This window comes from Bartonella sp. AU15XJBT (assembly GCF_028618615.1).
Taxonomy (GTDB): domain Bacteria; phylum Pseudomonadota; class Alphaproteobacteria; order Rhizobiales; family Rhizobiaceae; genus Bartonella.
Map to the genome: position 1 here is coordinate 114,707 of NZ_JAQITG010000001.1, position 21,171 is coordinate 135,877.

17 protein-coding genes are annotated in these 21,171 nt (G+C 37.8%); 8 read left to right on the plus strand and 9 right to left on the minus strand.

The genetic code is table 11. The features are described 5' to 3' along the window. Position 1 precedes the first annotated feature (1 nt). Entirely contained in the window at positions 2-865 is an 864-nt protein-coding gene (locus PVV57_RS00390) for an LOG family protein (protein ID WP_273717471.1), read from the minus strand. 106 nt (positions 866-971) lie between these two features. Between PVV57_RS00390 and dapD the strand changes: the two genes are divergently transcribed. Next, positions 972-1,820: a 2,3,4,5-tetrahydropyridine-2,6-dicarboxylate N-succinyltransferase gene (gene dapD, locus PVV57_RS00395; RefSeq protein WP_273717470.1), complete on the plus strand. Its 849-nt coding sequence runs from the start codon at positions 972-974 to the stop codon at positions 1,818-1,820. Positions 1,821-2,413: 593 nt separating this feature from the next. On the opposite strand, the gene lepA is transcribed toward dapD, so the two are convergent. The 5 genes from lepA to dnaK all read right to left on the minus strand — a co-directional run bounded on the left by lepA (position 2,414) and on the right by dnaK (position 11,367). Further along, positions 2,414-4,219 (minus strand): translation elongation factor 4, encoded by a 1,806-nt coding sequence (lepA, locus tag PVV57_RS00400; RefSeq protein WP_273717542.1) that lies wholly within the window; start codon positions 4,217-4,219, stop codon positions 2,414-2,416. A gap of 869 nt (positions 4,220-5,088) precedes the next feature. Next, on the minus strand, positions 5,089-5,982 hold the full coding sequence (locus PVV57_RS00405; protein ID WP_273717469.1) for a DMT family transporter: 894 nt from the start codon (positions 5,980-5,982) through the stop codon (positions 5,089-5,091). Positions 5,983-6,014: 32 nt separating this feature from the next. Next, on the minus strand, positions 6,015-6,920 hold the full coding sequence (gene argB / locus PVV57_RS00410; protein WP_012230379.1) for an acetylglutamate kinase: 906 nt from the start codon (positions 6,918-6,920) through the stop codon (positions 6,015-6,017). Between the two features lie 1,253 nt (positions 6,921-8,173). After that, on the minus strand, positions 8,174-9,316 hold the full coding sequence (dnaJ, locus tag PVV57_RS00415) for a molecular chaperone DnaJ (RefSeq protein WP_273717468.1): 1,143 nt from the start codon (positions 9,314-9,316) through the stop codon (positions 8,174-8,176). A 158-nt stretch (positions 9,317-9,474) separates the two neighbouring features. Further along, positions 9,475-11,367 carry a molecular chaperone DnaK gene (gene dnaK, locus PVV57_RS00420; protein ID WP_273717467.1) on the minus strand — a complete coding sequence of 631 codons (1,893 nt, stop codon included), beginning with the start codon at positions 11,365-11,367 and terminating at the stop codon, positions 9,475-9,477. Positions 11,368-12,427: 1,060 nt separating this feature from the next. Here dnaK and PVV57_RS00425 point away from each other — a divergent pair. Then, entirely contained in the window at positions 12,428-12,982 is a 555-nt protein-coding gene (locus PVV57_RS00425; protein WP_273783211.1) for a copper chaperone PCu(A)C, read from the plus strand. Positions 12,983-13,096: 114 nt separating this feature from the next. On the opposite strand, the gene lysM is transcribed toward PVV57_RS00425, so the two are convergent. Further along, positions 13,097-13,552, minus strand: coding sequence for a peptidoglycan-binding protein LysM (gene lysM, locus PVV57_RS00430; RefSeq protein ID WP_273717466.1), 456 nt, complete (start codon positions 13,550-13,552; stop codon positions 13,097-13,099). Between the two features lie 386 nt (positions 13,553-13,938). Between lysM and PVV57_RS00435 the strand changes: the two genes are divergently transcribed. The 6 genes from PVV57_RS00435 (at position 13,939) to thpR (ending at position 18,995) form a co-directional block, all read left to right on the plus strand. Next, positions 13,939-14,661 carry a response regulator transcription factor gene (locus PVV57_RS00435; protein ID WP_005774392.1) on the plus strand — a complete coding sequence of 241 codons (723 nt, stop codon included), beginning with the start codon at positions 13,939-13,941 and terminating at the stop codon, positions 14,659-14,661. 39 nt (positions 14,662-14,700) lie between these two features. Then, entirely contained in the window at positions 14,701-16,485 is a 1,785-nt protein-coding gene (locus PVV57_RS00440; RefSeq protein ID WP_273717465.1) for a sensor histidine kinase, read from the plus strand. A 23-nt stretch (positions 16,486-16,508) separates the two neighbouring features. Next, positions 16,509-16,973 (plus strand): HPr kinase/phosphatase C-terminal domain-containing protein, encoded by a 465-nt coding sequence (locus PVV57_RS00445; protein WP_273783212.1) that lies wholly within the window; start codon positions 16,509-16,511, stop codon positions 16,971-16,973. A gap of 135 nt (positions 16,974-17,108) precedes the next feature. Continuing rightward, positions 17,109-17,507, plus strand: a complete 399-nt coding sequence (locus PVV57_RS00450; protein WP_100129806.1) for a PTS sugar transporter subunit IIA — start codon at positions 17,109-17,111, stop codon at positions 17,505-17,507. Positions 17,508-17,524: 17 nt separating this feature from the next. Further along, the gene (locus PVV57_RS00455; RefSeq protein WP_273717463.1) at positions 17,525-17,818 is read left to right on the plus strand and encodes an HPr family phosphocarrier protein; all 294 of its coding nucleotides are present in this window, start codon (positions 17,525-17,527) and stop codon (positions 17,816-17,818) included. A 637-nt stretch (positions 17,819-18,455) separates the two neighbouring features. Continuing rightward, complete coding sequence (gene thpR / locus PVV57_RS00460) at positions 18,456-18,995, plus strand: RNA 2',3'-cyclic phosphodiesterase (RefSeq protein WP_273717462.1); 540 nt, start codon at positions 18,456-18,458, stop codon at positions 18,993-18,995. A 92-nt stretch (positions 18,996-19,087) separates the two neighbouring features. On the opposite strand, the gene grpE is transcribed toward thpR, so the two are convergent. Both grpE and hrcA read right to left on the minus strand, forming a co-directional pair. Next, a complete protein-coding gene (gene grpE / locus PVV57_RS00465) occupies positions 19,088-19,756 on the minus strand; it encodes a nucleotide exchange factor GrpE (RefSeq protein WP_273717461.1) in 669 nt (222 codons plus the stop codon). Between the two features lie 125 nt (positions 19,757-19,881). Continuing rightward, positions 19,882-20,952, minus strand: a complete 1,071-nt coding sequence (hrcA, locus tag PVV57_RS00470; RefSeq protein ID WP_273717460.1) for a heat-inducible transcriptional repressor HrcA — start codon at positions 20,950-20,952, stop codon at positions 19,882-19,884. Positions 20,953-21,171 lie beyond the last annotated feature (219 nt).

Below are 21,171 nucleotides of genomic sequence, written 5' to 3' on the forward strand. Positions count from 1 at the left end.
ATTAAGGCAGTTTATAAAAAGAACGAATTTCTTTGAAAGCTTCTGCTGCTGTATTGACAAATTTCACCAAATTAATATCCGCAGGAGAGATTGTACCTTGCAAAGCTAAATATTCAAAATTGATAGCATTGCTCCAAAATTCTTTGCCAAACAATAAAATTGGTACCTGTTTCATACGTCCTGTTTGTATTAAAGTTAACGTCTCAAACAACTCATCCAAAGTCCCAAATCCTCCAGGAAAAATAGCTAATGCTTTCGCGCGTACTAAAAAATGCATTTTTCGCATCCCCAAATAGTGAAAATTGAAACACAAATGCGGAGAAATATATGAATTAGGCTCTTGCTCATGCGGTAAAATAATATTCAAGCCAACCGTTGGCGCACCAACATCACAAGCACCACGATTTCCTGCTTCCATAATCCCTGGTCCGCCTCCTGTGACAACCACAAATTCACGGTATTCTGTTTTTGCCGAATAGAGGGAACACAAACGTGCAAATTCTCTTGCTTCATCGTAATAACGTGACATAGCGCACAAATTTTTCTTTTGTGTTTCATTTTTTGCAGCCCACGCTGTTTGCCCAGGTTCAGGAATACGTGCACCACCGAACAAAACAACTGTTGATTGAATATTATATTCTTTAAGTGTTATTTCCGGCTTTAAAAATTCAAGACCAATACGTTGTGAACGCAGCTCTGGACGCATCATAAAATCTTGATCGATATAGGCTAAACGATAAGTCGGAGAACGCATTTGTGCTGAATTAGAGACTTTATGGATCTGTTGTAGAGCTTCCTTCGTATGAAGAAGGGGGGTCCAATTTTCTCGTTCTTCTTTTCTTTTTTCTTTACAGCCCTTTTTCATGCACCTGTCCTACTTTCTCATCGTTTTATTGACTGAAAACATTTCTTCGCGTAGGTCATAGAGAATAAATCTTGAAGCTTTCAACTTGTTTAACGGAACTTTCGTCATGACCCATCTCACACAACTTGAAATCATTATCGAAAAAGCATTTGATGATCGCGATTCTATTAATACTACCACAAAAGGTGAAATTCGTGAGAGTGTCGAACACACATTGAACCTTCTTGATAAAGGTGAAATCCGTGTTGCAGAACGGCAAAAAAATGGACAATGGCATGTTCATCAATGGTTGAAAAAAGCTGTTCTGCTCTCTTTTCGCCTCAATACCATGCAAATTATTGTTGGTGGGATCAATGGAACACATTGGTGGGATAAAGTTCCTTCGAAATTTTCTGGTTGGAAAGAAGATGATTTTCAAAAAGCGGGGTTTCGTTCTGTTCCTGGAGCGATTGTACGCCATTCTGCCTATGTTGCACCAAACGTCATACTCATGCCATCCTTTATCAATCTTGGCGCTTTTGTCGATGAGGGTACAATGGTTGATACATGGTCAACCGTTGGTTCTTGCGCACAAATTGGTAAACATGTTCATCTTTCCGGTGGTGTTGGTATTGGAGGTGTTTTAGAACCACTGCAAGCAAATCCAACCATCATTGAAGATCATTGCTTTATTGGTGCACGCTCTGAAGTTGTCGAAGGCTGTATTATTCGTGAAGGCGCTGTTTTGGGAATGGGCGTTTTTATTGGAAAATCCACCAAGATTATTGATCGTACAACAGGAGAAATTTTTATCGGTGAAGTACCAGCCTATTCGGTTGTTGTTCCAGGATCTCTCCCTGGAAAACCACTCCCAAATGGTGAAGCAGGCCCAAATCTTTATTGTGCTGTTATCGTAAAACGGGTTGATCAAAAAACACGAGAAAAAACATCCATTAACGATCTTTTACGTGATTAGACACACTGTTGATTTATAGTGATCATTCATTGTTTTTCAACTTGAATAACACCCTCAAATACAAGGATTCTCTCATTTCAAATCCTTTCATACTGCATCAATCGCTCTCATTTCTTTGTGCATCCCAAACGCAGTTAGTGTATGCGTAAGACACGCTTCAATAAAAAGAGTAAAAATGTCTTTAATAACGCTCTCAAACAACACTAAGAGCTATCATAACATTTTGAACGCGCAAAGAGTGTGATGATAGCCACCATGCGTCTTTATGACATATAAAGATAATCGCGCCAAATAGGTTTTATGTCATTCACGGAGGCTTTACCGTTATACTTTTTACGAACTACCATTGTGAAATGAGATCGGATGTATTGAGAGGTATTTCTTTACAATAAACACGCTAATGTGCAATACAAATATGTTTTGTTTAAAGCATTCCGTTTTACGTTTACGTGAGCAATGTGACACCATGAAAAAAACATTCTACCTAAAAATGTAATTACTGCGCAATTTCCATTTAAAAGCACTCTTTTAAAACTGAACCAATCAACAAAAACAAAAGTGCAATAAATTAAGAGAAAATACTCCTTTTTTCATTATTTATTCATTTTGAGCGCTTGAATAAAAGCTGACTGAGGAATTTCTACCTTTCCAAATTGGCGCATCCGTTTTTTACCTTCTTTTTGCTTTTCCAAAAGTTTGCGCTTACGCGTTACATCGCCCCCGTAACATTTCGCTGTCACATCTTTACGCAAAGCACGAATTGTTTCGCGCGCTATAACTTTACCACCAATAGCCGCTTGAACTGGAATTTGGAACATATGCTGGGGAATAAGATCTTTCAGTTTTTCGCACATGGAACGCCCGCGCTTTTCTGCAATCGTGCGGTGCACAAGCATCGACAATGCATCAATAGACTCTCCATTCACCAAAATAGACATTTTAACTAAATCCCCCTCTGCATAATCCGTCATCTGATAATCAAAAGAAGCATACCCCTTTGAGATCGATTTTAGACGATCATAAAAATCAAAAACGACTTCATTCAGTGGTAAATCATACGTCACCATAGCACGCGTTCCAACATAGGATAAGCCAACCTGTACCCCACGCCGCTCTTGGCACAATTCTAAAATTGACCCAAGATAATTATCAGGAGTCATGATTGTCGCTCGGATCCACGGTTCTTCGATGGAAGAAATTTTAACCAGATCAGGCATATCTGCCGGATTGTGTAACTCTTTAACAGAACCATCATTCATATTCATGCGATAAACAACTGAAGGTGCTGTCGCAATTAAATCCAAATTAAACTCACGCTCTAACCGTTCTTGAATAATTTCAAGATGAAGAAGCCCCAAAAAGCCACACCGAAAACCAAACCCCAAAGCCGCGGATGTTTCCATTTCAAAAGAAAAACTCGCATCATTTAAGCGTAATTTGCCCATGGCTGCACGTAAATCTTCAAAATCAGCAGCATCAATTGGAAAAAGTCCACAAAAGACAACCGGTTGCGCAGGTTTAAAACCAGGCAAAGCATTTTCACAAGGACGACGCTCTTCAGTAATCGTATCCCCAACCCGTGTATCGGCAACCTCTTTGATAGAAGCAGTGATAAAACCAATCTCGCCTGGTCCTAATTCATCAACCTGGACCATTTTAGGTGTAAATACCCCAACGCGCTCAACGGGATATTTTGCCCCCGTCCCCATCATACGAATGGTTTGACCTTTTTTTAAAATACCATCTATCACCCGTACCAAAACAATGACGCCAAGATATGCATCATACCAGCTATCAACCAACATTGCCTTCAAGGGATTTGCAATATCACCCGTGCGTGGAGGTGGTAATTGTGTAACAATTGCCTCCAAAACATCAGGAACACCCAAACCTGTTTTTGCTGATATTTCTACCGCTTGAGATGTATCAATGCCTATCACATCTTCAATTTGTTCTTTAACACGCTCAGGTTCTGCTGCTGGAAGATCAACTTTATTGAGCACAACGACCAACTCATGGGAATTATCAATGGCTTGGTAAACATTTGCCAAAGTTTGCGCCTCGACACCTTGGCTTGCATCCACTACCAACAGAGAACCTTCACAAGCTGCCAGTGAACGTGAAACCTCATAAGCAAAATCCACATGACCAGGTGTATCCATAAGATTTAGAATATAGGTTTCACCATTCTTTGCCTTATAGTGTAAACGGACTGTTTGTGCTTTAATAGTAATCCCACGTTCACGCTCAATATCCATGGAATCAAGCACTTGTTCCTTCATCTCACGTGTATCAAGTCCCCCTGTTATTTGAATCAAACGATCCGCTAAAGTGGACTTGCCGTGATCAATATGCGCCACGATGGAAAAATTACGAATATAATTACGATCTCTTGTCATATAAGGCGATTTAGCAAAGAATAATACAAAACGCAAAGACCAATTATGTCCTCTTGAGAACCTTTCAAAAGAATATTAACCAAAAGAGTTTCTCAAAACACAACTTCTCATAGCTTAAAAAATAAGATTTTTGTCTACTCAATTAAATACCAAAGGGACTAAAATGATTTTTTCACATCTTGTTTGATGGCTCATAGATTGGATAAACTGGTACCATCACACACTTTGCCAACCTCCAATATTTCGATGATCCTTGATACTTGAAAGAATTTATAGGAGGTATGCCTTTCTTGTGGAGTTTTAACCACGTAGACCACCCGCTTATGGCGTGCAAGCAAGTGATTTGGATTGATTTCACATGAAAAAGATTTGAAATGATGCTCTGTGATTTTTACAAACTGCACGCGGACCACCAATGAGTGGGAAATTTGTCTTTTTAAAAAGCGTGGGAATATACAACATTATGGGGAACCGCTTTGAGCGTTCTATTTTGTTTGAAAAGCATAATCCCATGAAAGAACAAAAGAAATAACACAGCACCAATGCACAATCCCCATTATAGGTATTATCTTGGATGTGTTTTGAAAGTTGTAAAGCCAAATTTAAAAATAACAATAAAGATGAGAGCTGGTTTTTATCTTTATCCCTTCATATTTTAATCCCATGAAGGTTATCTTCCCGTTTCAGAAGTCAGAAAAAATAAAGACTCTTGCTCTAGTTTGGCATACAAAAGCAGAAACAGCTTATAAAGCCTCTTCATCATCTTTAATTTTAAAAAAGCCTCAAAAATGAAAACTCTGCAAGCAAAAAACGCATGCAATAAAATCATCATAGTAAAGATGCATCGCTCACCAATTTTTTCAATTGCTTTATTTTTTTTTACGCCATTGTGAAGGTTGTAATTCAGCAACAATAATCCCAATCAGAATAAGCAAACCACCCAATAAAGCTAAAGGAGATAAATGCTCTCCAGCCAAACGCCCAACGATACCAGCCCATACCGGTTCACCTGCATAAATGAGTGTTGCACGCGTAGGGGAAATAGACTTTTGTGCCCAATTCATAGCCAATTGAATAATAGCACTCATTAATGCCAATCCCATACCAACACTAAACCATACCCACGAAAATTCAGGAATGCTTTCACCCATCAAAGGCATACAAGCAAATGAAAAAAAACCGCTAAAGAATAACTGAATAATGGTCACACGCCGACTATCAACCTTGTTGGCAAAAATTCCGATGAGTATGACTTCTCCAGCAATCGCTAAAGCGCCCAACAAAGTCAAAATTTCACCTTTTGAAAAATCAAAACTTCCCGGCTTTTGTCCTGAAACAAGGACAAGCCCAATAAAAGCGAAAATAATACCAACCCAACAGGCAAAACGGGGAGGTTTTTTAAAAACAATCCATTGCAAGATTGGAACCATCGGAACATAAAGCGCTGTGATAAAAGCCGACTGACTACTAATAATCGTTTGAAGTCCAGCTGCTTGAAAAGCATAACCAAAAAACATGGATAAACCAATTGCCATCCCAGCGAAAACTTCATAAACAGTTATACCTTTTATAGAGCGCCAAAAAATTGCTCCACATATAAGAGATGCAACAATAAAACGAAATCCAACAAAAAACAAAGGACCGCTATAGCGTACCGCAATGTGAATGACTAAAAATGTAATCCCCCACAATATTGTTGCAGCAAATATTGCCAATTCTGGTTTACTTAATAAAGGATATTTAAACTGTTTTATATTCGTCATGAAAGGCCTTCTCCTCCAATTTTCCGCACAATTTATGAAACAATAAGCGTTCCAACTCCCTGTTCGGTAAACAGCTCTAGTAAAACAGAATGAGGGGTTTTTCCATTTAAAATGACAACACCTTCCACACCATTTTGAAGGGCTTTCACACAAGTTTCTACTTTTGGAATCATGCCTCCTGAAATTGTTCCATTTTTGATAAGTTTCTCAGCTTCAGAAACTGTCAATTCCTTTAAAAGTTTGCCCTGTTTATCCAAAACACCAGGAACATCCGTGAGGAATAAAAGACGTTTTGCCTCTAATGCACCAGCAATAGCTCCAGCAAAAATATCAGCATTAATATTATAGGTTTTACCATCCCGACCTGGAGCTACAGGAGCAAGAACTGGTATCATTTCAGAACATGCTAAAAGGTCCAGCAATGTACGATCAACTTCAATAGGCTCACCAACAAACCCCAAATCTAAAACACGTTCAATATGTGAATCAGGATCAATGACAGTTCTATAAGCCTTTTCGGCAAAAACCATATTGCCATCCTTACCACACAGCCCTATTGCCCATTCACCCTCAGCATTGATGAGAGCAACTATTTCCTTATTGATGGAACCCGCTAAAACCATTTCAACCACTTCAACGATCCGCTCATCGGTTACCCGTAAACCGTTTTCAAATCGTGATTCAATCCCCATTTTCATTAAAATTTCAGCAATTTGAGGCCCACCACCATGAACAACAACAGGATTAATCCCCGATTGCTTTAATAGAGCAATATCACGCGCAAATGCCCGCCCCAAAGCAGGATCACCCATAGCATGACCGCCATATTTTACCACAACCGTTTCATTTTCGTATTTTTGCATATAAGGTAAAGCAGACGATAAAAATGCTGCTTGTTTTTCCAAAACATCGACAGCACTGTTTTTAGCATCATCCATTAATAGAGCCTCCTCATCACTTTTTACTATCTCTTAGTGAAATTTAGGAAAAGTGAAAACAATAAAACAAAGCTTTACTCTATCCATCCCCCTGAAAATCGTCAATTTTCCTTCAAATTACGAAAAAGTAATAACGAGATGAAATAAGAAAACAACTTCCTCAATAAAGTTAACAGCGAAAAATTAAACAAAATAAGCGCAAAAAACGTCATTATTTTATGATCTTATGTATAAAATCGAATAGTAAAATTTTTAAGCTACGCTGTAAAGTCAACTCATTAGTTTACCCTTATGGATACTTAACAATGAATGGGAATATATACAACCATTGATTTTGTAAGATAAAAACAAAATTTTCTTATAATAATAAAATCAATATATTACCGACATAGAAATCGCTCAATTGCTTTATTTATATTTTATCTAAAATTGAACATTCAAAAATAATCAATTAAATAATTTATGAAAATGCGCGTTTTAGAGAATTATAATAAACTGATTTATAATCATAATTTACCGTTATCCGAAAAAATAACCTCTATTTTAGAGGAAGCTATGGTTAAGACTATGAAAATAGCACCTATACAATCGATAATGAGAGGTTATATTATTGGGAAAAGATGGATTGCCCAACAGCTTCTTTAGCCTTACTTGATAGAATCTTGCCATTTTGTAGTTTTATTATAGAGCTTTAAAAGGGATGTTGAATGAACAAATCATAAAAAAAGAAAGATAAACACAAAATTCTGAATGCTTGGTTCCTTCCTTTTCTTTAAATTTAAAGAAGAAGGTTCTTAAGGGATTTTGCCCGTAAATAATCTGGATTTTTACTGGGATGGTTTCACTTGATGGTCGCTCATGTGATTTTATTTACATAAGACTCTACGAACAAGGCTAATAACCACGTACTTCTAAAAACACTTCATGTGTACAAAAAGGCTTACCTGGCTTGTATCACCACCTTAAATGACGATCTTTTACGGCACAACAAGATCAATGCTGTTAACACTAGAAATATTATCAGTCATTCAATTGCATGCCTTATATGGATAAGCCCTTTTTAAAATGTTATAGACACTCAAAAGCAAGACTTATCCATAAAATCCATGAAATGTAAAAAAACTTTCCGCAGCAGGAACTTACCCTAAATTAATTGTTTCTCTCTTTTCAAAGATGATAAGAAAATAGAAAGCTTAATGAAAATAACCTTCCAAAAGTGTTTTCTCGCTTATTCTGAATAACGTTCACATATTTTAACCAGAAATATTTTCAAAAAATTCTTTCATACGTGAAAAAAAACCATGTGATTGTGGTGAATTCTCATGATTTGAGAGTTTTTCAAATTTTTGCAACAGTTCACGTTGCTCTTGCGTAAGTTTCTGCGGTGTCTCAATCGTAATATGGATGTAAAGGTCACCCCTTGCTTGCTGACGACGCAACATAGGCATGCCTTTGCCTTTAAGGCGGAATTGACGTCCATTTTGTGTCCCCTCTGGAATCTTAACACGTGCTTTAACACCATCAAGATCAGAAACCTCAAACTCTCCTCCTAAAGCCGCTGTTACCATCGAAATAGGAACACGACAGTGAAGATCTGCTCCTTCTCGCTGAAAAAATTCATGCGGTTTAACGGAAAGAAAAATATAAAGATCACCATTGGGACCACCACGAATACCAGCATCCCCCTCACCAGAAAGACGAATACGCGTCCCATCTTCAATACCAGCTGGAACATTCACGCTCAATGAACGTTTTTTCTCTATGCGTCGTGTCCCCTGACATTTGGGGCATGGATCCGTAATCGTTTCACCACGTCCATGACATGTAGGACATGTTCGCTCAATAGAAAAGAAACCTTGTGCAGCACGCACACGACCAGATCCATGACATGTTCCACAAACTTGTGGCCTAGATCCTTTTCTCGCACCTGAGCCTTCACAAACATCGCATGTGACGGAACTAGGAATATTAATTTCTGCAGTTTTTCCTGAAAATGCCTCTTCTAAAGTCACTTCCATATTATAACTCAGATCTGCACCACGTTCGCGACCATCACCACGCTTACGGTGCCCACCTCCCATAATCTCACCAAAAAAGTCTTCAAAAATATCAGCAAATCCACCACCGGCAGCAAAACCGCTAAAGGGATTTCCTCCCCCTTGACCACCGCTATTTTCAAAAGCCGCATGACCAAACCGGTCATAAGCAGCACGCTTTTGGGGATCTTTAAGAACTTCATAGGCTTCGCCAATTTCTTTGAATTTTCGCTCTGCCTCTTTATCCCCGGCGTTGCGATCAGGATGATATTGCATTGCCAACTTACGAAAAGCAGATTTCAACTTTTTATCATCACATTCACGAGTCACGCCAAGAATTTCATAATAGTCAACCTTCATCATGTATTCCTGATAGTTTTTCTATCATCCATCTTTATGGATAATATCGCTTTTAATTTATATTTTTAGCAACAAAGTTGCAACTTATCTCAAATAATAAAGCCCAGCCTTATATTTCAAAGGCCGGGTTTATAAATTAATCAACACATATGCTGACACTATTTCTTCTTATCATTAACTTCTTCAAAATCAGCATCGACAACATCATCATTCTTTGTCTCTGTTTCAGCGTCAGCGCTCGCTGCTTGTGAAGTTTCATACATAGCCTGACCAAGTTTCATACTGACTTCTGCTAATTTTTGCATCTTTGCTGTTACTGCTTCCGTATCACTGCCTTCAAGTGCAGATTTCAAATCAGATATTGCTGTTTCAATCTGTCCTTTTTCTTCGGCTGATACTTTATCGCCATATTCATTGAGCGACTTTTCAGTTGAATGAATAAGAGATTCGGCTTGATTCCTAGCTTCAACACCTTCACGGCGTTTTTTATCTTCAGCCGCGTGCTCTTCTGCATCCTTTACCATTTTTTCAATATCAGCATCACTTAAACCACCCGATGCCTGAATACGAATTTGATGCTCTTTACCAGTTCCTTTATCTTTGGCCGAAACATTAACAATACCATTTGCATCAATATCAAAAGTAACTTCAATTTGAGGTATACCACGCGGTGCTGGGGGAATACCAACAAGATCAAATTGAGCCAATAACTTATTATCACTCGCCATTTCCCGTTCACCTTGGAAAACGCGAATAGTTACAGCACTCTGGTTATCATCAGCTGTTGAAAAAACTTGCGATTTTTTCGTTGGGATAGTGGTATTGCGCTCAATGAGACGTGTGAAAACCCCACCCAAGGTTTCAATACCCAAGGATAAAGGTGTTACATCTAGCAGCAATACGTCTTTGACATCGCCTTGTAAGACGCCCCCTTGGATGGCTGCACCCATTGCGACAACTTCATCGGGATTAACACCTTTGTGTGGATCTTTGCCAAAGAAGTTCTGCACGACTTGCTGAATCTTGGGCATACGTGTCATACCGCCCACTAAAACAACTTCGTCAATCTCACCAGCCTTTAATCCAGCATCTTTCAACGCAGCTTTACAAGGCTCGATGGTACGCTGCACTAAATCGTCAACCAGAGATTCAAATTTTGCCCGAGTCAATTTCATTGTTAAGTGCTTGGGACCTGATTGATCTGCCGTGATAAATGGTAAATTGATTTCTGTTTGCTGTGATGACGAAAGTTCAATCTTTGCTTTTTCTGCCGCTTCTTTTAAACGCTGTAAAGCGAGTTTATCATTTTTCAGATCAATTCCTTGCTCTTTTTTGAATTCATCTGCAAAATAACCAACCAAGCGCATGTCAAAGTCTTCACCCCCTAAGAATGTATCTCCATTGGTTGATTTAACTTCAAAAACGCCATCTCCAATTTCAAGGACTGAAATGTCAAATGTACCACCACCAAGGTCGTAAACAGCAATTGTTTTTCCATCCTTTTTGTCCAAACCATAAGCTAAAGCAGCAGCAGTCGGCTCATTAATAATTCGTAAAACTTCAAGTCCAGCAATTTTACCCGCATCTTTAGTCGCTTGACGTTGCGCATCATTAAAATAAGCAGGAACAGTAATAACCGCTTGTTCAACTTTTTCACCAAGATAAGATTCAGCTGTTTCCTTCATTTTTTGCAAAATCATCGCTGAAATTTGCGATGGAGAATATTTCTTACCGGCTTCTTCAACCCATGCATCACCATTGTCACCTTTAACGATTTTATAAGGCACAAGCGCTTTATCTTTTTCAACCATAGGATCATCAAAACGGCGCCCTATCAAACGTTTCACTGCAAAGACTGTCCCTTCAGGATTTGTTACCGCCTGCCGTTTAGCAGGCTGTCCAACAAGCCGCTCTCCCCCATCAGTAAAGGCAACAACGGAAGGTGTTGTTCGCGCTCCTTCTGAGTTTTCGATAACCTTTGCGTTTTTGCCATCCATAACAGCCACACAAGAGTTCGTCGTCCCCAAATCAATACCAATTACTTTTGCCATATTATAATCTCCATTCAGCAAGCTACCTCAACCTCCATAAAGCATCTTTTTAAGGTAGCTCCTCATAACACTTAAAGCCCGTATATTACCTCAAGCAACATAAAATAATAATAAACCGCAAGTCACAACAAGCCTCGCTGCCTCGTATATAAGAACAGGATTTTATTGCTACAAGAGAATAATGAGAGAAACATCTCCAAAATAAAAAATTTCTCTTAAAATGGGCTCTCTAATGACCCATAAATACCATATTTATGAAAGACTTGAGATCATAATACATTTTTCTTGCAATTCTCAACAAACATATTTCTCTATAAACATTAAAAAAATAAAAAGAGTAATCGCACACGCGTTCTTGATCTCTCATTATTAATTAAGAAATACTTACGTAAAAGCTTTTTTAAAATATCGCTTAAAAGCGAATAACTTATATCACAAATATTATAAACCTTCCTTAGACTAAAATAGCCGTCATATCTTATGATAATTATTTTTTATGAGCCTCCTTCATAGTATTAAACGGTGCTTTTCCAAATGCTCATATCGATAACGGTATCATCTATCGATCTCCTCTCAAAAATTCTTCTTCTAATAGCCTCATCATTCATTGCTATGCTGCTATTTGAAAGCTGTGCTTTAAACTCACCTAAAGAGCTTTTTTCTTAACTGTATAGTTCTGAAATTTGAAAATATATAAAAATGCCTCCGTCGAAACGCTTTAAAATGTCAAAAGCTGTTGTAATATTAAGAGTTGATCAAGTGTATGATCTTTTTGTATTATATTTTTATTCAGTAAAATAGTAGTAGACCATAAATGGACCATAAATTTTTACCATTTACAAATACTTTTGTGAGATGAACACAAAAGCGTTGAGAGGTGCTTTATCTTTGTAAATCTTACTGTCTTCCTTTAAAATCCAAAAATTCTATGATTTCTATTTTCATAATTTAAACCAATTTTATTTGAGCAATTATTTCTTTTATTTTTATTTTAAATAAAAATTCTGCTAAGAATAAGAAAATGTTCAAAATGTGAATCTTTATGAAGAAGGGTAAATCAATGATGATATCTATTATTAAGAAAATAACAAATCTCATCTTTAAGAATACAATACATGCACAATATTCGCACAAAAAGGTTATCGCAAATATCGTGTGTGCTCTTCTCTTTGCTGGTATAACCCTACCAGCAAATGCCCAGCAATATAAACTTGGTGACATAGAAATTCTCAATCCTTGGGCACGCGAAACACCTAAAAGTGCAAAAGTTGGTAGCGGTTATCTCTATATTATTAATCACAGTAATACCCCAGACCGTTTAGTTTCTATTTCCACAAACGGCGTACAAACAACAGAAATGCACACTATGACAGTTGTTAATGATATTATGAAAATGGAAAAAATGCATAATGGCATTGAAATTCCGGGAAATGGCGAAATCACGCTTAAGCCCGGTGGCAATCATATTATGTTTATGGGACTTTCACAACCATTCAAGCTAGGTGATAAAATTAGCGCAAAATTGACATTTGAAAACGCAGGAACCATTAATATTGATTTCTCTGTAAACGCTATGCAAACAACCTCACCTTTTAAATCTACTTCTGCTCACTAAGCTCTTTTTATTATAAATATACATTTTATAAAATGAAGAAGCGTGATTTTTTTACGCTTCTTATTTTTTTGTTTAATATCATAGTATAAGCAAAAAATTATCCTCTTTGATGCGTTAAATATGGTCAATTTCAGGAATACGCAAAACTTGTCCAGGATAAATTTTATCAGGAGATTTTAGCATTGGTTTATTGGCTTCAAAAATAAATGTGTTTTTATCACCTTGCCCTTTTCCATAAACCTCTTCAGCAATTTTCCAAAGATTATCACCAGATTTAACCTCATAAAAACGAGAAGTTTTTCTAGGCGTCGTATCTATAACCTTTAATTGCTCAACATCCACAGAAGAGATACCTTGTGAATTGCCAACAATCAGAAGTGCTTTTTCAAGTGTTTCCCTATCTGGAACCTCACCGCTTAAAATAGCTTTACCGTCTTTAACTTGAATATTGACTTTTTCTGTACCGAGTTGAAAATGATCAAATGCAGCCTTGAAGTCTTTTTCTTTTGGTCCATGGTCCCCCATACCTAACTTTTCCCCTACAGTTTTAATAAAATTAAAAAGTCCCATGATAACCTCCTTTCGTATAGCAGAAACAAATTTTTGTGCATATATTGCCACATTCTTGTCTTTGCTCTTAAAACACATAGGCGAATTTTCTAAACTTCAACAATCAAAACTAAACATGTTCAATTTTGGTACAAAGACAATAATAAACTTTGCAATAAATTTTGATAAAAAAAGCTTTTATGCAAATTTTCTCTCAAACGAAGGGATCTTAATAGACGTAGAAACATTATAAATTATGAAAGCAAAACAAGATATTACAGGAATGACAAGAGGTTTTTTACTTTGCTACAATTTGTATCATATTTGTTTTGCAAAAAAAATGTGAACTCCCATATAAATAAGTGTGGGTAATTTGCTACCACAGCAATAGAAAGGTCTAAGAAACCATGAAAGATACACCAACAATCACGCAAACGATTGTACTTGTTGATGATGATCGCAATATTTTGACATCTCTATCTTTTGCGCTTGAGACAGAAGGATATCGGGTTGAAAGCTATACAGATGGAGCATCTGCACTCAAAGGTCTCACACTTCACCCCCCACACTTAGCTATTTTTGATATTAAAATGCCCCGAATGGATGGGATGGAACTCTTGCGTCGTTTACGTCAAAAATCTGATCTTCCAGTTATTTTTCTTACCTCTAAAGATGATGAAATTGATGAATTATTTGGTCTCAAAATGGGAGCTGATGACTTTATTACGAAACCTTTCTCCCAACGTCTTCTCATTGAGCGCGTGAAAGCTATTTTGCGCCGTTCCAATGCACGTAACCAACCACTTTCTACAGGGACTTCTTCCACCTCTTCTCTTAAACGTGGAGATCTTGTGATGGATCAAGAACGTCACACCTGTACATGGAAAGATAAACCTGTTATTTTAACTGTTACGGAATTTTTGATTTTGCAAACCTTAGCACAAAGACCAGGAGTTGTAAAAAGTCGTGATGCTTTAATGGATGCTGCCTATAGTGATCAAGTCTACGTAGATGATCGCACCATTGATAGCCACATTAAACGTCTACGTAAAAAATTTAAACAAGTGGATGATGATTTTGCAATGATTGAAACACTTTATGGTGTAGGTTATCGTTTTCACGAAGTGTAAAGCTGCTTTGTCGCAAAAATTTGAACGGCAATCAAATCGATGACAGACAATTCTCAACTGGAAACTCTTAAAAAAACAGCCCTTAACAGTATATCCTCAACGCCATTTCTTATGTTTGCTCGTCTGCATCTTCGAACACAACGTCTCTTTAGACAGTTGCTTTTTTCCAGTCTCACACGCCGCATTGTTATATTAAACATTGCTGCCCTTGCCGTTCTGGTTACAGGCATTTTATACCTTAACCAATTTCGCGATGGTTTAATTGAAGCAAAAATTAAAAGTTTATGTACCCAAGGGAAAATTATTGCTGGAGCTATTGCTGCTTCTGCAACAGTAGATACAAATTCTATCCTTATTGACCCCCAAAAACTCTTGGAGTTACAGACCGGTGAAAGCGTTACACCCGCCCCCCAATCAACCGACTCTTGGGATTTCCCCATTAACCCTGAGCAAGTTGCCCCTCTTTTACGACGTCTTATCACACCTAAAACGACAAGAGCACGTATTTATGATCGTGATGCTACTTTACTTCTTGATTCGCGGGTTCTTTATTCTAGTGGTGAAGTTTTTAGCTATGATTTACCCCCACTTAAAACAGAACAAAACATGTGGGATCGCTTTACTTCATGGTATTCAAACACATTTTATGGCAAAGGTATTGCTCTTGATAGAGAACAAACAAAAAACCGTGGTATTGCTTATCCAGAAGTGTACCGTGCATTAAACGGATCTCTTGCTACCGCCAAAAGACGCAACAGACAAGGTCAACTCATTGTTTCTGTTGCCGTTCCTGTTCAACGCTATCGCGCAGTGGTTGGCGCCCTTCTTCTTTCAACCACTGGCTCCGATATTGATAACATTGTAAAGGCCGAAAGACTGGTTATATTTAAAGTCTTTGCCGTTGTAGGCAGCGTACTTTTGGTTCTTTCGCTCTTTTTAGCCCATACGATTGCCCATCCCTTAAGCAAATTATCTGCCTCTGCTAATCGAGTACGTAATGGCAATAATCAGCGTGTAGAAATTCCTGATTTTTCAATGCGTGAAGATGAAATTGGTCATCTCTCAACCTCTATTCGTGACATGACCAATGCCCTTTATATGCGTATTGAAGCCATCGAACGCTTTGCTGCTGATGTAAGCCACGAATTAAAAAATCCCCTTACTTCTCTACGCAGTGCTGTTGAAACCCTCCCTCTGGCTAAAAATGAAGAAGCACAAGAGAAATTGCTTGAAATTATTCAACATGATGTGCGCCGTCTTGATCGGTTGATTACAGATATTTCTGATGCATCGCGTCTCGATGCAGAGCTTGCACGAGAAACCGCAGAGATCGTTGATATGACACCACTTTTGGAAAGTCTTGTTCATGCTGTTCAGGAAGTATACCGTAATGCGCAAACCATCGATGTAAGCCTTAATATTATCCCACGTCCTCATGGAAAAGCCTATCTTGTGCTGGGACATGAGCTCCGTTTAGGGCAAGTGATTTCAAATCTTCTTGAAAATGCACGTTCCTTTATTCCCCGTAATTGTGGCAAAATTTCCATTACTATGAAAAGTCATGCTTCAACCCTTATTTTAACCATTGAAGATAATGGACCCGGTATTCGTTCAGAGAATATTGAACGCATTTTTGAACGTTTTTATACAGATCGACCAAACGAAGATGCTTTTGGACAAAACTCTGGACTTGGCCTTTCTATTAGCCGGCAAATCATTGAGGCCCATAATGGGACAATTACAGCCGAAAATATTATTGATCCGGAACTTGGAAAATGTAAAACTGGTGCACGTTTTATTATTATGCTTCCCCTCGTTAAATAAATCTTTTATCCAAAGTAAAAGGTATGAAAACAAAATGTGAAATACTCCACGCAAATTGCCTTCAACTGGGTGGAAAGGGGCTGTTAATTATAGGTCCATCGGGATCAGGAAAATCAACCCTCACCCTCTCTCTGCTCGACCGCGCTGAGTGGTCAAAACGTGAAGCAAAACTTATCAGTGATGATTATACAATGCTACGTGCGAAAAATGGAAAACTTCACGGATACACACCTGACAACTTACAGGGCGGTATCGAGATTCGTGGTGTTGGTCTTTATATGATGGAATTTCAAAAGAATACAACTATAGATTGCGTTGTTTTTCTCGGCCCTGAATATGAACGTTTTTCCACAAATAAAACTTTTCAATTTGAAGATTTGCACATCCCTCTTTTAAAACTTCCCTCTCTTCGTGAAGCCGATTGTACAGCCATTTGTCAAGCTATTGAAGCATTTTTGTTCAGAAAAATATGGCGTAAACCTGTCTAATTTTTTTCTAAAGATAAAAAAATAACAATTTTTGCCTTTTTTTTGCAAATTTTTCTTGGCAGCAAGACAAAGCCTTGTAAAATATCTTTCCCACCAATATGGTCGGATCTTATTAGTTAACAGGAGTTTGCGTAAATGATTGGACTCGTGCTTGTAACGCACGGTGAGCTGGCTGTTGAATTTTTACATGCCGTGGAACATGTTGTTGGAACACAAGAAAAGTTTGCAACAATATGCGTTTATCCCGATGACGATATAGATCAGCGCCGAGGTGATATTATAGCCGCAGTAACCGATACAAATACAGATCATGGCGTCATCATATTAACAGATGTGTTCGGTGGAACACCATCAAATATAGCTATTCCTGCTATTGAAAAAGGACGCGTTGAAATGATTGCGGGGGTTAATTTGCCCATGCTTATTAAACTGATTTCTATTCGCAAATGTCCTGATATCTCATTATCAGACGCGTTAAGAATAGCGCAAGAAGCTGGGCGTAAATATATTAACGTACCAAGTATGATTTTATAGCGGATAATACAATACCAATGCTTTCCAAAGATACCTCCCCATGTATAAGCCGTCATTTCAATATCTGTAATAAACGTGGGTTGCATGCAAGGGCTTCCGCAAAATTTGTACAAACTGTTGACAATTTTAACGCTACTGTTGAAGTTGAAAAGGATGGAAAAATCGTTGGTGGGTCATCAATTATGGGGCTTATGATGCTAGCTGCTTCATCCGGTTGCAACCTCATCATTCGTGTTTCAGGACCAGAAGCAACAGATGCTCTTAATGCTCTTGAAAAACTCATCAATAACAACTTCGGAGAGGAAAACTAGCGCTTTCTCACCATAAATAAGGATGATAATTCTTAGAGAATAAGAACTGTCCATCGTTATCTTAGACTTTGATCACTTTTCCCGTTTTTGTGCCAATATTCATATCCACTGTAGATTAACACAATTATTATAAATGTAACTTCTTGTCATAATTCTATTATATAGAATTTTTTCTTCCTTTCTTAACATTATTTGGCAAATTTAAATAGTTGTTGCGTATTATGGCTGTTATCATGATTAATATTTATGATGAGATCTTTACAGTAGAGAAAAACTTTTATCCCTACTGAATAAGCTGAATTTTAAACTACTTTAAAAATATAGAATTAATCACATCATAAGGAATTTTTCAATTTTCTTTATCTTAAACTAAACTTTTTGTATTTGTAGAGAGAAAATACACATAACCTTCTACCACACATCTTCGCGACAAAACACATATGAGTATGGTTTCATTATCCCGATAAATATTTTTTTTAATTTCATAAGCTTTATGAACTCAATGCAACAATTATAGAATAAACATTTTTTAGACATTATTTTTCTACACAATTGCCTTATCCTTATTGGTGTATTCATCTTTATTATTATCCACCATTGTGCTTGCAGTGGTATTTTTTACTTTAAGGAGATAACCATGTCTCGTTTATTTAGTGCCCTTCAAATTCCCCAACAAACAACACAACAACTTGTATCCTTGCAAAATGGCTTACCAAATGCGCAGTGGATTAATCCGCAAAATTTTCACGTTACTTTGTCTTTTTTCGGTGAAATTGAAGGTGCTACAGCGGATGCACTTATGCACGCCTTTGACACAATAAAGTTCCCTCCTTTTATGCTACAAATGAAGGACTTTGACATTTTTGTTTCAGAAAACGCTCCACATTCTCTTGTTATTCGCATTGAACTTTGTGAAACTCTCAATCTTTTACACGAAAAGATGCAATATATTCGTAGCCATTTAGATCTAACGCCTGATGAAAGAGAATTTACTCCACATATTACTATTGCACGACTGCTTGATACTAAACCTGCAGATCTTCCTCCTTATCTGTCCTCTCGGGGTGATTTTTCATTTCCTCCTTTTGAGGTCGATCACTTTGTCTTATTTTCATCCCCATCTCCCTCAAGTGATGCACCATATATTGTAAAAGGGAGTTGGCCACTTCAAAGATAAAAGGGTGTTACAAACACCCTTTAAAGCTCTTTGAGAAAAAACCTCATACATGCGAAATTGCAGGAAATGCTGCATTTTACGTTGGAAGCTTGTTATTGATGTGAAGCCTTATCAGTTTCAACAGAAGTTTCTTTTGTTCCTCCTTTGGCCACACCCACTATAGCTGGGCGCAACACCCTTTCCCCGATAATATAACCAGCCTGAACAACTTGTTGAACAGTGTTATCGGGGACATCAGTATTAGGAATTTCAAACATCGCTTGATGAAAGTGAGGATCAAATTTTTGTCCATCTGGATAAATTTTCTGCACCCCATGGCGTTCTAATGCTGCCATCATGGCACGTTCAGTCATTTCAACACCTTCTGCCAATGATTTCAAACCAGCATCACTTTCACGTGCACCTTCTGGAATCGCTTCCAAAGCGCGATTGAGATTGTCAGAAACAGACAACATATCCCGTGCAAAATTAGCAATGGAATAAGCCCTCGCATCCGCTACATCACGCGCAGTACGACGTCGAAGATTTTCCATATCTGCAGCAAGACGTAAAAGTTGATCTCTCAGCTCTTTATTTTCATCCTGCAAAGACGCTAAAGGATCAACTTCATTACTTTCTTTTTCAACGTCTCCATGTACTTCTGTTTTATGTGTTTTTAAAAGTTCATCAGCTGCTTGTTTAAGTGTATTACGATCAGCGGGATTTTTTAAATCGCAATTTTCAAATGAAGCATCAGTAAATTTGTTTTTTTCATCAGACATAAAAATTCTATTCCTTCATAAGATTTGTTATTCTCGATATCGAAATTTTACAGACAAAAATCAAGGGGTATAGATGTATATTAATACAATGAGCTTTTATAGCACAAATACTTACCTGCATCGTTTTAACGCAATAACTGTGATACAAGTTGAGCTGTATAATCAACCATGGGCACAATCCTTGCATAATTAAGCCGTGTAGGACCAATAACGCCTAAAGCACCAATAACTCTTTGTTGTGAATCACGATAAGGTGCTACGACTAAAGAAGAACCAGAAAGTGAAAATAACTTATTTTCTGAACCAATAAAAATTCTAACCCCTGAACCTTCATCCGTTAAATCGAGAAGCTGTGCCATACTCTCACGTGTTTCAAGGTCATCAAACAAATGGCGTAACCGTTCTAAATCTTCTTCTGCTTTCACATCTTCAAGCAAATTACTGCGTCCACGAACAATGAGGTGTATTTTATGATCAGCGCCTTCTCCTCCTAGGAGAGCTAATCCCGTTTCAACAAGATGATGTGATAAATCATCAAGTGCAGCCCGCGTTTCCGCGCACAAACGCGCAATTTCCCCTTTAGCTTCACTCAATGTACGCCCTTGAATATGAGCATTGAGAAAATTCGTTGCTTCTGTCAATTGTGCATGGGTAACCCCTTCTGGCAAATGAACAATACGATTTTCAACCTCACCTTGTTGAGTCACTAAAACAGCAAGAGCGTGCTCCCTATCAAGACGCACAAATTCAATATGTTTTAATGTTCCTTCTTGTTTTGTTGCGAGAACAAGCCCAGCCCCACGGGAGAGATCTGAAAGAACTCGGCTTGCTTGAACAAGAAAATGTTCAACCGATTGTGCATGACCAGCCTCTTTGACTTGCATTTCAATATTTTCTCTCTCCTCGTTTGGCAAATCACCCGCTTCCATAAATGCATCAACAAAAAAGCGTAAACCCGATTGGGTTGGCATTCGCCCTGCCGAAACATGCGGTGCATAAATCAAACCGAGATGTTCAAGATCACTCATCACATTGCGAATCGTCGCAGGTGATAATGTCTGTTGCAAAAGCCGTGAAAGATTGCGTGACCCTACAGGCTCACCATCATTAAGATAGGCTTCAACAATATGGCGGAAAATATCACGCGAACGCTCATCAAGATATTTTAGTTCATTATCAATAGGTTTGTGCTTCATCACAATTGTTTCACTACTTAAAAACACTCTTCTCTTATATAAGTTTTGCCAAGGCTTGGTCAAATAATCTAAAGTAGTATAAAAATATACTACCCTATTGAGCCATAAAACACCATCTTTTAGAATGATGTTATAAGGCAATATAAATTATGCATGAGGTATTTTTAGTTAGAGTGTGTGATTGGATATTTAAGACAGGCATTGATCTTCTTTAGAGGC

Excerpts from the sequence above, each read along its gene's own strand:
- PVV57_RS00390 (WP_273717471.1), bottom strand. The coding sequence starts at position 865 with ATGAAAAAGGGCTGTAAAGAAAAAAGAAAAGAAGAACGAGAAAATTGG.
- thpR (WP_273717462.1), top strand. The coding sequence starts at position 18,456 with ATGTCTCGTTTATTTAGTGCCCTTCAAATTCCCCAACAAACAACACAA.
- PVV57_RS00435 (WP_005774392.1), top strand. The coding sequence starts at position 13,939 with ATGAAAGATACACCAACAATCACGCAAACGATTGTACTTGTTGATGAT.
- argB (WP_012230379.1), bottom strand. The coding sequence starts at position 6,920 with ATGGATGATGCTAAAAACAGTGCTGTCGATGTTTTGGAAAAACAAGCA.
- dapD (WP_273717470.1), top strand. The coding sequence starts at position 972 with ATGACCCATCTCACACAACTTGAAATCATTATCGAAAAAGCATTTGAT.
- dnaJ (WP_273717468.1), bottom strand. The coding sequence starts at position 9,316 with ATGAAGGTTGACTATTATGAAATTCTTGGCGTGACTCGTGAATGTGAT.
- PVV57_RS00450 (WP_100129806.1), top strand. The coding sequence starts at position 17,109 with ATGATTGGACTCGTGCTTGTAACGCACGGTGAGCTGGCTGTTGAATTT.
- grpE (WP_273717461.1), bottom strand. The coding sequence starts at position 19,756 with ATGTCTGATGAAAAAAACAAATTTACTGATGCTTCATTTGAAAATTGC.
- PVV57_RS00440 (WP_273717465.1), top strand. The coding sequence starts at position 14,701 with ATGACAGACAATTCTCAACTGGAAACTCTTAAAAAAACAGCCCTTAAC.
- lysM (WP_273717466.1), bottom strand. The coding sequence starts at position 13,552 with ATGGGACTTTTTAATTTTATTAAAACTGTAGGGGAAAAGTTAGGTATG.
- hrcA (WP_273717460.1), bottom strand. The coding sequence starts at position 20,952 with ATGAAGCACAAACCTATTGATAATGAACTAAAATATCTTGATGAGCGT.
- PVV57_RS00425 (WP_273783211.1), top strand. The coding sequence starts at position 12,428 with ATGATGATATCTATTATTAAGAAAATAACAAATCTCATCTTTAAGAAT.
- PVV57_RS00405 (WP_273717469.1), bottom strand. The coding sequence starts at position 5,982 with ATGACGAATATAAAACAGTTTAAATATCCTTTATTAAGTAAACCAGAA.
- PVV57_RS00455 (WP_273717463.1), top strand. The coding sequence starts at position 17,525 with ATGCTTTCCAAAGATACCTCCCCATGTATAAGCCGTCATTTCAATATC.
- lepA (WP_273717542.1), bottom strand. The coding sequence starts at position 4,219 with ATGACAAGAGATCGTAATTATATTCGTAATTTTTCCATCGTGGCGCAT.
- dnaK (WP_273717467.1), bottom strand. The coding sequence starts at position 11,367 with ATGGCAAAAGTAATTGGTATTGATTTGGGGACGACGAACTCTTGTGTG.
- PVV57_RS00445 (WP_273783212.1), top strand. The coding sequence starts at position 16,509 with ATGAAAACAAAATGTGAAATACTCCACGCAAATTGCCTTCAACTGGGT.